Annotated in this window: 10 protein-coding genes; all 10 read left to right on the forward strand. The window is 63.7% G+C overall.

The window, feature by feature from the left end; translation table 11 throughout:
* Positions 1-7: 7 nt before the first annotated feature.
* The 10 genes from istB to V5279_RS21375 all read left to right on the forward strand — a co-directional run bounded on the left by istB (position 8) and on the right by V5279_RS21375 (position 9,165).
* Positions 8-871, forward strand: a complete 864-nt coding sequence (istB, locus tag V5279_RS21330; RefSeq protein ID WP_338687724.1) for an IS21-like element helper ATPase IstB — start codon at positions 8-10, stop codon at positions 869-871.
* 15 nt (positions 872-886) lie between these two features.
* Positions 887-1,381 carry a hypothetical protein gene (locus V5279_RS21335; protein ID WP_166205243.1) on the forward strand — a complete coding sequence of 165 codons (495 nt, stop codon included), beginning with the start codon at positions 887-889 and terminating at the stop codon, positions 1,379-1,381.
* Positions 1,381-3,138: a terminase TerL endonuclease subunit gene (locus tag V5279_RS21340; RefSeq protein WP_338700725.1), complete on the forward strand. Its 1,758-nt coding sequence runs from the start codon at positions 1,381-1,383 to the stop codon at positions 3,136-3,138. Before V5279_RS21335 ends, V5279_RS21340 begins: the two co-directional genes overlap by 1 nt.
* The gene (locus V5279_RS21345) at positions 3,138-4,484 is read left to right on the forward strand and encodes a phage portal protein (RefSeq protein ID WP_338700727.1); all 1,347 of its coding nucleotides are present in this window, start codon (positions 3,138-3,140) and stop codon (positions 4,482-4,484) included. Before V5279_RS21340 ends, V5279_RS21345 begins: the two co-directional genes overlap by 1 nt.
* Positions 4,477-5,346, forward strand: a complete 870-nt coding sequence (locus tag V5279_RS21350; RefSeq protein ID WP_338700729.1) for a S49 family peptidase — start codon at positions 4,477-4,479, stop codon at positions 5,344-5,346. The genes V5279_RS21345 and V5279_RS21350 overlap by 8 nt, the downstream gene beginning before the upstream one ends.
* Positions 5,347-5,638: 292 nt before the next feature.
* Positions 5,639-6,019, forward strand: coding sequence for an NUDIX hydrolase (locus V5279_RS21355; RefSeq protein WP_166205240.1), 381 nt, complete (start codon positions 5,639-5,641; stop codon positions 6,017-6,019).
* Positions 6,020-6,263: 244 nt separating this feature from the next.
* Positions 6,264-7,577 (forward strand): phage major capsid protein, encoded by a 1,314-nt coding sequence (locus V5279_RS21360; RefSeq protein WP_338700732.1) that lies wholly within the window; start codon positions 6,264-6,266, stop codon positions 7,575-7,577.
* A gap of 93 nt (positions 7,578-7,670) precedes the next feature.
* Positions 7,671-8,120, forward strand: coding sequence for a hypothetical protein (locus V5279_RS21365; protein WP_173642949.1), 450 nt, complete (start codon positions 7,671-7,673; stop codon positions 8,118-8,120).
* A gap of 65 nt (positions 8,121-8,185) precedes the next feature.
* Positions 8,186-8,806 carry a head-tail connector protein gene (locus V5279_RS21370; RefSeq protein WP_338700737.1) on the forward strand — a complete coding sequence of 207 codons (621 nt, stop codon included), beginning with the start codon at positions 8,186-8,188 and terminating at the stop codon, positions 8,804-8,806.
* A complete protein-coding gene (locus V5279_RS21375) occupies positions 8,806-9,165 on the forward strand; it encodes a hypothetical protein (RefSeq protein ID WP_338700740.1) in 360 nt (119 codons plus the stop codon). Before V5279_RS21370 ends, V5279_RS21375 begins: the two co-directional genes overlap by 1 nt.
* Positions 9,166-9,169: the final 4 nt, after the last annotated feature.

A 9,169-nucleotide genomic window follows, 5' to 3' on the forward strand; every position in this document is an offset into this window, starting at 1 on the left:
CCATCTGATGGAACGAACCCAAATCTTCGACCTCATGGGCGAACTGAAGCTCTACGGCATGAAGGCCGCCTTCGACGAGATCATGGCAACCGCCGTCAAGCGCCAGCACGAACCTCAGCGCATTGTCGGCGACCTGCTCAACGCCGAGATCAACGAGAAGCAAGCAAGGTCGATCAAATACCAGCTCACCATTGCCAAGCTGCCGCTTGCCAAGGACATCGCCGACTTCCAGTTCGACGGCACGCCGATCAATCAGACGCTCGTCAATGATCTCGCTGGCGGCGGCTTCATCGCCCAACAACGCAACGTCGTGCTGGTTGGCGGAACCGGCACAGGCAAGACCCACCTGGCCATTGCCATCGCCAGAAGCTGCATCCGATCCGGTGCCCGCGGCCGCTTCTTCAACGTAGTCGACCTCGTCAATCGCCTCGAGACCGAGACCCGCAACGGACGGCAAGGACGGCTCGCCGAGCATCTGACCCGGATGGACTTCATCGTGCTGGATGAACTCGGCTATTTGCCCTTCGCCCAGTCCGGTGGACAGCTTCTCTTCCACCTCGTCAGCCGGCTCTATGAGCGGGCCTCCATCATCGTGACCACCAATCTCGCCTTCGGCGAATGGCCGAGCGTGTTCGGCGACGCCAAAATGACCACCGCGCTGCTCGACCGATTGACCCATCACTGCGACATCGTCGAGACCGGCAACGACAGCTGGCGATTCAAGAGCCGAGACGACGATCACGCCACCCGCGCTCGTCTCGCCTCCGCTATCCCGGCCAGCTCCGACGAGACGAGCGCTACCAGCAAACCCCGCCGCACGAAGGGGTCAAAATTGGACGCCGATGAGGGGTCAAATTTGCAGGCCGATTGACAAGTTTTTTTCATCATGGCCGATGTTTTCGACCTGTTCGGCGATCCGGTGCCGTCCAACTGGGGGCAGCGCGGCCGGCCGGAGCATGTGCCGAGCCAGCAAAACCGGAATCGTGTCAGCCTGTTAGTCGCGCTCGGCTGGAACAACGCACGGATTGCGTCGGCGCTCTTCATCACGCAGCCGACGCTGCGGAAGCATTATTTTTCAGAGCTCAAATTCCGGGACGTCGCGCGCGATCGCTTGGTCGCACAGGTCGGCGTCAAACTGATGGACGGCGTCAACGCCGGCAACGTCTCGGCGATCCGGGAATTCCAGAAGTATCTCGAGCGCAACGATCTCATGCTGTACGGCCAGACGCAGAAGCCAGCCAAGGCGGCGCCAGCTGAAAAGGCGCCGGCCGAGAAGATCGGCAAGAAAGCCGCCGCGCTCGCCGCCGCGCACCAGCCCGACGCCGGCACGCCGCTCGGCGAGCTCATGATGCGCCGTCAGCAGGCAGGGACCTCGCACTGATGCTGCCCTCGATTGAGCCCGCGGCGCCGGCCGCTGCGACGTGGGATCTGTCCCGAGTCGATTGGGCCGAGCGCATCCGCGACGGCCGCTCGCTCATGCCGGATATGCCGCTGTTCGCCGGCGAGGCGGACATGGCGCAGGCGTTCTATGACGAGATCCAGCTTCCTGACGTGCCGGGCAAGCCGAAAATGCGGACCGCGTCCGGTCCGTGGTTTCGCGAGCTGGTGCGCGCCGCGTTCGGCAGCTGGGATGCGGCCAACCAGGTCCGGCATATCCGCGACATTCTCGCGCTGGTGCCGAAAGGATCGTCAAAAACGACCAACTCGGCGGCGCTGCTGATCGTCGCGATGCTGATGAACTATCGGCCTCGCGGCAAAGCGCTGTTTGTCGGTCCGACGCAGGCGATCTCGACGCGCGCCTATGACCAGGCGGTTGGCATGATCGAGGAGTCGCCGGATCTGAAACGGCGCTTTCGCACTCACGATCATGAGATGATGATCGAGGACCTGGTCACCAAGGCCGAGGCGCAGGTCAAAACTTTCGACGTCAACATCCTGACCGGCGCGATGGGCCTGTTTTTCGTGCTGCTCGACGAGATCCATCTGCTCGGATTCAACGCAAAGGGCGCCAAGGTACTGCGCCAGATCCGCGGCGGCCTCGACAAGACGCCGGAAGGCCTGCTCGTCATGACGACGACGCAGAGCGATGACATTCCAGCCGGGATCTTCAAGTCGGAGCTGAAATTCGCGCGCAATGTTCGTGACGGGAAGTATCGCGGCAAGGTCATTCGGCCGATGTTGCCGCTGCTCTACGAATTTCCGCAGGATATTGCGACGCTGACGCGCGAGGAGCGGAAAAACGGAGTCGAGCCGCGCTGGATGAACCCGGTCAACTGGCCGATGGTGATGCCGAACCTCGGCCGTTCAGGTCCGGCCCTGGCGGAGCTCGTCGCAGATTGGGAAGGCGAGCGCGACAAGGGCGAGGAAGCGATCCGGATCTGGGCGTCGCAGCATCTCAATATCGAGATCGGCCAGGGCATCAATAACGAGGGTTGGGGCGGCGCGGATCTCTGGGATGCGCAGGTCATCAGGGGACTCGACCTCGACGCGATCCTGGCGCGCTGCGAGGTCGTCACGATCGGAATCGACTCCGGCGGCCGCGACGACCTCCTCGGCCTGGCGGTGATTGGCCGCGAGCGCGGTACGCGGCATTGGCTGTCCTGGTCCTACGCCTGGGCAGATCCGATCGTCCTCGAGCGGCGGAAAGACATCGCGAACCAGCTGCAGGATTTCGTCGAGGAAGGGTCGATGACGATCGTCGACATGGCGGACGCGATCGCGGATCTCGGCGTCCTGGTCGCTCGCATTGTCGCGAGCGGCCTGCTGCCGCAGAAAAACGGCGTTGGCATCGATCCGAACCAGGCGGCGGCCATTATCGAGGCTTTGACCGCTGTCGGCGTGACCGACGACATGCTCCGGCGGCTGCTGCAGGGCTCGGCGCTCGCGCCGGCGGTTTATGGCCTCGATTTCAAGCTCGCCGACGCAACGTTCTGGCATGCCGGGCAAGGCCTCATGTCCTGGGTTGTCGGCAACGCCAAAACCGAGCGCCGCGGCAACGCGGACATGGTGACCAAGCAGGTCGCCGGCTCGGCCAAGATCGACCCGTTTATCGCGTTGCTCGAGGCCGCGATCCTCATGAGCTGGAATCCAACGGCCGGCCTGCTCGTGACCGGCGCTGACATCCTGACGGTGGTCTGATGGGAATTTTGAGGAGCGGGCTGGGCTCGGCGTTTCGTGCGGTCGCCAATGCGTTCGATCCTGGCGCGCCGCGCGACATGAGCGATCCGCAATATTGGGCGGATTTCGGGGGTCGCATGTCGCTCGCCGGGGTCGACGTCCGGGACAGCAACGTCAGCCAGCTCGGCGCCGTCCAGGCCGTGCGTCACGGCCTTACCTCGGCGATGAAATCGCTGCCGGCGTCGGTCTATCGGCGCGGCGCCAAAGGCGCGCGCGAGGCGCTGCCGGATCATCCGGTCACCAGACTATTTGCGGCCAGGCCGAACGGCCGCCAGACGCCGGCGGAGCTGGTCGGCGAGCTCGCCTGGAACGTTTCTTATTATCGGAATTCCTATTGTGCGATCGTGCCGCCGGGAGATCCGCGCGCCTCGAACTACTACGCGGTCGGCGGCCTCGAATGGCTGCATCCGCGGCGCCTGGCGATGGTCGAGCGCGGAATCGACGGCCATCTATATTACACGTTCAATCCGCCGGCGACGATCGTCCAGGGCGCGCAGTTGAAACAGACGACCTATCGCGACGACGAGCTCTGGCATATCCGCTCGAATCCGCTGCGCGAGGATGGCCTGCTCGGCGAGCCGATTTTCCATAGTGCGCGGAACGTCTTTGCGCGCGCGATCGCTGTGCATGACTACGGGGACATCTGGTTCAAGAATAACGGCCAGTCCGGCGGCACGCTCGAGCATCCCGGCGTGTTCAAGGACAAGGAAGAACGAAACACATTCCTCGAAAACTGGCGCGCTGCAGGGACCGGGCTGAACAGGCACAAGGACCGGTTGCTGACGCATGGCGTCAAATATAATCCGATCAAGGTGACCAATTCCGAGGCGCAGCTGCTCGAGACCGAGGACGCCGCCGACACTGCAGTTTTCGGCCTATGGAGTTACCCGCCGCATCGCGCCTCGCGCCTGAAACGCGCGACAAACAATAACGTCGAGCAGCAGTCGCTCGATTTTGTCGTCGGCTGTATGGCGCCGCTTGCGATCGAGCTCGAGCAGGGCGTCGAGCGGGATCTGCTGCTCGACAACGAAAACGGAAATCTGTTTTTCGAATTCAATTTCTTCGGCCTGCTGCGCGGCGATCTGCTGAATCGTTATCGGGCCTATCTGATCGGACGCCAGGGCGAATGGTTGTCTGCGAATGACATCCTGCGGTTTGAGAACATGTCGCCGCGGACCGATCCCGGCGGCAATGAGTACAAAAACCCGCTGACAAAGGACTCCGCCGGTGGCGCGCAGGGCGGCGACGATAAGGGCGGCGCCGGCGGCGGCTCGAGCTCTCCAAACGAGGACGGCAACAATGATTAAGATTGAAACCGCGGCGCCGGATCAGCGCCAAGTCCTGACGCAGATATCGTCAATCGACGCCCTGGTCGCGCTCGAGGTGTCGGCGCTCGCCGATTGCCTGGCTCGCGCCGAGCAGCGCCAGGCGCTCGTCGCAGCCGCGGCGGCGCAGGCCTCGAGCTCGGCGAGCAAGATCGCGCTGGTCTCGGTCGCCGGCGGACTGACGCCGCGCGGCAGTTGGTTCGGCTCGAGCCTGTCCGGCATTGCCGCGCAGGTCACGCGCGCGGCCGATGACCAGGACGTCGCCGGCATCGTCCTCGACGTCGATAGTCCTGGCGGAACGGTTTCGGGGACGGTCGAGGCGGCGACCGCGGTCGCTGCAGCCGCCGCGAAAAAGCCGGTCGTCGCGATCGCAAACACGCTCGCGGCCTCGGCTGCCTATTGGATCGCCTCGCAGGCCGGCGAGCTGGTGATGACGCCGTCCGCGGACGTCGGTTCGATCGGTGCGATGATTATGCATCAGGATATTTCCGGCTGGCTCGACCAGGTCGGGATCAAGATGACGATCGTCCGCTCGGAGCAATCGCCGAATAAGAACGAGGCGCATCCGTTTGCGCCGCTGTCGGACGAGGCGAGGGCCTATCTGCAGGGCCGCGCAAACGAGGCCGGCGCCGATTTCGTCAAGGCGGTCGCGAGCGGCCGGCGCGTGTCGCAAACCAAAGTCTGCGAGGAATTCGGTCAGGGCCGCATGGTCGGCGCGCGCGAGGCCGTCGCCCGTGGCATGGCCGACCGGATCGCAACGCTCGACCAGGTCATCGGCGGCATGCTGCAGCAGCGCTCGCCGCGGCCGAACTCGCGCCGGCGATCGGCGCTGGTATTTGATTAGCCGGGTCGTGCGCGTATAGGCGTAGAGCGGACATGGCTCGACCGACTCAGAAACGCCTGCAAATGACCCCAAAGCGGACTACTGAGGTAGCTTGGCGAATGTCCTTTGGAAGCAGGAGGATGCTGATGCGCCCGCAGTCCCTTCTCGCAATAGCCGTTCTGGTCGCCATGATCGGACTTGGGGCTCTCGTCGTTTACGAGTATGTGCCCCATTAGCTTTAAGCCTGCGGAAACTGAGGCCTAACCCATATTGTGCTATAGTTGCTCACCGATTCTGGTCGGCGAAAATGGAAATGGCGAAGTCCTCAAAACTCATAGCCGTAAAGCGCGGTAAGGTTCTTTTGGTGCGGCGCAAGAGTGACCGGCTTTGGATGTTTCCTGGCGGTCGCAAGCGGCCACGCGAGACTGACAAAGACTGCCTGCGAAGAGAAATCAAAGAGGAGCTACCCAAGCTCAAGCTCGGGCGCGTCCGGCTCTGGAAGGAAGTAAAATCAAAGAACCGCCGCTCAGGCAGAAAGATGAGCGACGCGATCTTTGTCGCCAGAAAAACATCCGGTCCCCTGACCATTGGCGACAAGAAAGAGATCGACAAAGCCATCTGGCGTAAGCCGCGCGGCATTCGACTTACGCCCACGTCCCGGTATGTCAGGGACAAGCTCTTTCCGAAAAAGTAAGGCCGCCTCAGTTGGCGGCTCTCTCATCTTCGGTTCATGTCGCCTGCAGTTCATTGGTGAAGAGCGGACGCGCGTGTCCGGTTAGCGCGCCCTAAGGCGGCCGCTCACCCATTGCAGGCCAGCCGCCGAGGCCTTTTCATTTCAATTCCTGAGTTGCTCGACCCGCGCCGTCGCCTGGACAGCGGGAACGCGGGCTCTTTCTCCGTCCAGGCAAACCACACAACCAACCAGGAGTCATTGATCCATGCGAGTGGACATCAAGCAGCTGCGCCAGGCCCGCGCCAACAAGGCAAAGGACGGCAAAACCGCGCTCGAGCAGCTCAACGCGCTGCAGGGCAAGGCCAATCCGACCGAGGCCGAGACCGCGCAGGTCGGCGAGCTCGAGACCAAGGTCGACGCGCTCGAGGCCGAGGTCGCCGAGCTCGACAAGCAGATCTCGGCCGAGGAAAAGAAGCTGCGCCGGACGGCGCTGTTCGGCTCCTCAACCGCGCTCGGCGGTCCGGCGCTGGCGACCGTCGTCAACGACATCAATCCGGAGCGGACCGGCGGTTTCCGCAGCGTCGCGGAATTCGCGGTTTCGGTCCGTAATGCCATGACCGGCGGCGGCCTCGATCCGCGTCTCGGCGCGGCGCCGAGCAATTTCCAGCAGAACCAGGGCGGCAGCGGCGAGGGCTTCCTGGTGCCGACCGAGTATCGCGAGCAGATCTGGGCGCTCGTTTTCGACGACCAGAACCTGCTCGGTTTCTGCAATCCGGAGCCGACGCAGGGCAACTCGATCGCGATCGCAAAGGACGAGACCACGCCCTGGGGCGCGTCCGGCGTCCAGGCGGCCTGGCGCTCTGAGGGCACGCAGCTAATTGCGACCAAGGCGGCGATGACCGGCGAGATCATCCAGCTGCATGAGCTCTATGCCTTCGTGCTGGCCTCGCAGGAGGTCCTCGACGATGCGCCGCGGTTGCAGAACCGCATCTTTAACCAGGCCGCCAACGCGATCCGCTGGAAAGCGTTTGAAGCGGTCATGACCGGCGACGGCAAGGGCAAGCCGCTCGGTTTCATGAATTCGCCAGCGCTGGTGACGGTCGCAAAGGAGGGCGGCCAGGCCACGGATACGATCACGGTCCCCAACGTCCTCAAGATGTATTCGCGTCTGCTGCGGATGGGTGGCCGGCCGATGTGGCTCGGCAATTCCGACATTCTGCCGCAGGTCGGTCAGCTGACGATCGGCAACGTGCCGGCGTGGCTGCCGCTGAATCAGCCGCTCGCCGGCGCGCCGGATGGCGGCGTTTTCCTCGGCCGTCCGCTGATCTTCAATGAGCACAGTGCAACGCTCGGCGACCTCGGCGACCTGACCTGCGTCGACCTCTCGGGCTATGCGCTCGCGACCAAGTCCGGCGGCGGCATCGATTTCGCCGCCTCGATCCATCTGTTTTTTGACTACAACCTGGCGGCCTTCCGCTGGATCTTCCGAATGGGCGGTCAGCCTTACCTGTCGGCGCCGGTCGCGCCGGCCAAGGGCGCTAACACCAAGTCGCATTTCGTCGCGCTCGAGGCGCGCTGATCGAGCTCGGCGAGCTCGTCGGACAATGACGGCGCGCCGGCTGGCCGGCGCGAGTAACAGCCGCGTTTCGTTTCCCAACCATGAGGAGTGCAAATGCACACCAATCTCAAACCGTCGCAGCGCGTCAGCGTCGTCGACTCGATCAACCCGCAATCGTCCGCTGCTGCGCTGACCACGGGCTGGATCGATGCCGGCAAGTTCCACAACTATATGGCCGTGATCTCGCTCGGCGCGCTCGGCGCTGCGGCGACCGTCGACGCCAAGATCCAGCAGGCGACCTCGGCCGCCGGCGCCGGTGCAAAGGACATCGCCGGCAAAGCGATCACTCAGCGCACGAAAGCCGGCGCGGACGATAACAAGCAGGTCCTGATTAACCTCAAGCAGGAAGATCTGGACATCAATAACGGCTTCGGATTCTTCCAGGTGTCAGTGACGCCTGCGGTCGCCGCGAGCCTGGTCGGCTGCTCCGTGCTCGGTTTCGATCCGCGGTACGGGTTCGCAACCGACAACGATGCGGCGTCTGTCGCCGAGTTCGTCGGCTGATCCTCTGGCGCCTCGGCCGCACCAGGCCGAGGCGCCTGTTTCCCTTTCCGGCAGGGCTTCCCGACATGCTCCGCATCTCTCAGCGTCCGGCGGGCTATCCCGTCACACTCGACGAGGCCAAGGCGCAGCTGCGCGTCTCGAGCACGAAAAACGACGCTTTGATTTCCGGCCTGATCGGCGCGGCAACGGGGCATTGTGAGGCGCTGGTCCAGCGCGCTTTTGTGCCGCGGACCTTCCAATGGGTGCTGCCGTGCTGGCGGCCTGTGATCGAGATCCCGATCGCGCCGGTCGCCTACGATGCGATCCATTCGATCAAGTTTGTCGATTGGGCAACCGAGACGCAGCAGACGCTCGATCCCGCGAGCTATGTCGTGCAAACCGCCGGCGACAGCGTCCGCATCTTTCCGAAATTCGGCAAGTCCTGGCCGCTCGCGTTCTCGCATGTGCCGGAGCCGATCGTCATCGAATTCGACGCCGGTTACGAGGATCTCGACGATCTGCCGGCGATCGTCAAAACCTGCATCATGTTGCAGATCCGGCATCTCTACAGCATCGGCGAGACAAATCCCGCGCTGGTGCGCGATCTCGTGATCGGCGTCAGCGACAAGGCCTGGCAATTGTCACCAGACGTCAAAACGCTGATCCCTGACGCGGTTTCGCTGCTCATGCTGTCGGAGGTCTGGTGATGGCCAATCGCATCCTCAAGGCGCCACGCAACGCGCAGACGCTGCTGTTCTGGCCGGCCAAGGCGCCGGACGAGGTCGTCGAGCGGGGTTTCGATTGGTCCGACGTGCTGCTCGCGCCGGCCGAGCGCGCGCGCCTGGCCGCTGGCGAGACCGTGACGCCGGCGGACGGCATCAAGGCCTCGAGCTACGTGCTGCCGCAGGGCATCGTCGCCAGCGCCTCGAGCAACACGGCGACCATCGCGCTGGTGACGTTGACCGGCGGCGAGCTCGGCCGCGTCTACAGCGTCGCAAACCGGATCGAGACTGCGAAAGGTCAGCAGCTCGAGCGCGTCGTCAAGCTGCGCATTCGCACGAAATGAGCGC

This window comes from Bradyrhizobium sp. 26S5 (genome assembly GCF_036923295.1).
Classification (GTDB): domain Bacteria; phylum Pseudomonadota; class Alphaproteobacteria; order Rhizobiales; family Xanthobacteraceae; genus Bradyrhizobium; species Bradyrhizobium septentrionale.

Excerpts from the sequence above, each read along its gene's own strand:
- V5279_RS21370 (WP_338700737.1), top strand. The coding sequence starts at position 8,186 with ATGCTCCGCATCTCTCAGCGTCCGGCGGGCTATCCCGTCACACTCGAC.
- V5279_RS21375 (WP_338700740.1), top strand. The coding sequence starts at position 8,806 with ATGGCCAATCGCATCCTCAAGGCGCCACGCAACGCGCAGACGCTGCTG.
- V5279_RS21360 (WP_338700732.1), top strand. The coding sequence starts at position 6,264 with ATGCGAGTGGACATCAAGCAGCTGCGCCAGGCCCGCGCCAACAAGGCA.
- V5279_RS21345 (WP_338700727.1), top strand. The coding sequence starts at position 3,138 with ATGGGAATTTTGAGGAGCGGGCTGGGCTCGGCGTTTCGTGCGGTCGCC.
- V5279_RS21350 (WP_338700729.1), top strand. The coding sequence starts at position 4,477 with ATGATTAAGATTGAAACCGCGGCGCCGGATCAGCGCCAAGTCCTGACG.
- V5279_RS21335 (WP_166205243.1), top strand. The coding sequence starts at position 887 with ATGGCCGATGTTTTCGACCTGTTCGGCGATCCGGTGCCGTCCAACTGG.
- V5279_RS21355 (WP_166205240.1), top strand. The coding sequence starts at position 5,639 with ATGGCGAAGTCCTCAAAACTCATAGCCGTAAAGCGCGGTAAGGTTCTT.
- V5279_RS21340 (WP_338700725.1), top strand. The coding sequence starts at position 1,381 with ATGCTGCCCTCGATTGAGCCCGCGGCGCCGGCCGCTGCGACGTGGGAT.
- V5279_RS21365 (WP_173642949.1), top strand. The coding sequence starts at position 7,671 with ATGCACACCAATCTCAAACCGTCGCAGCGCGTCAGCGTCGTCGACTCG.
- istB (WP_338687724.1), top strand. The coding sequence starts at position 8 with ATGGAACGAACCCAAATCTTCGACCTCATGGGCGAACTGAAGCTCTAC.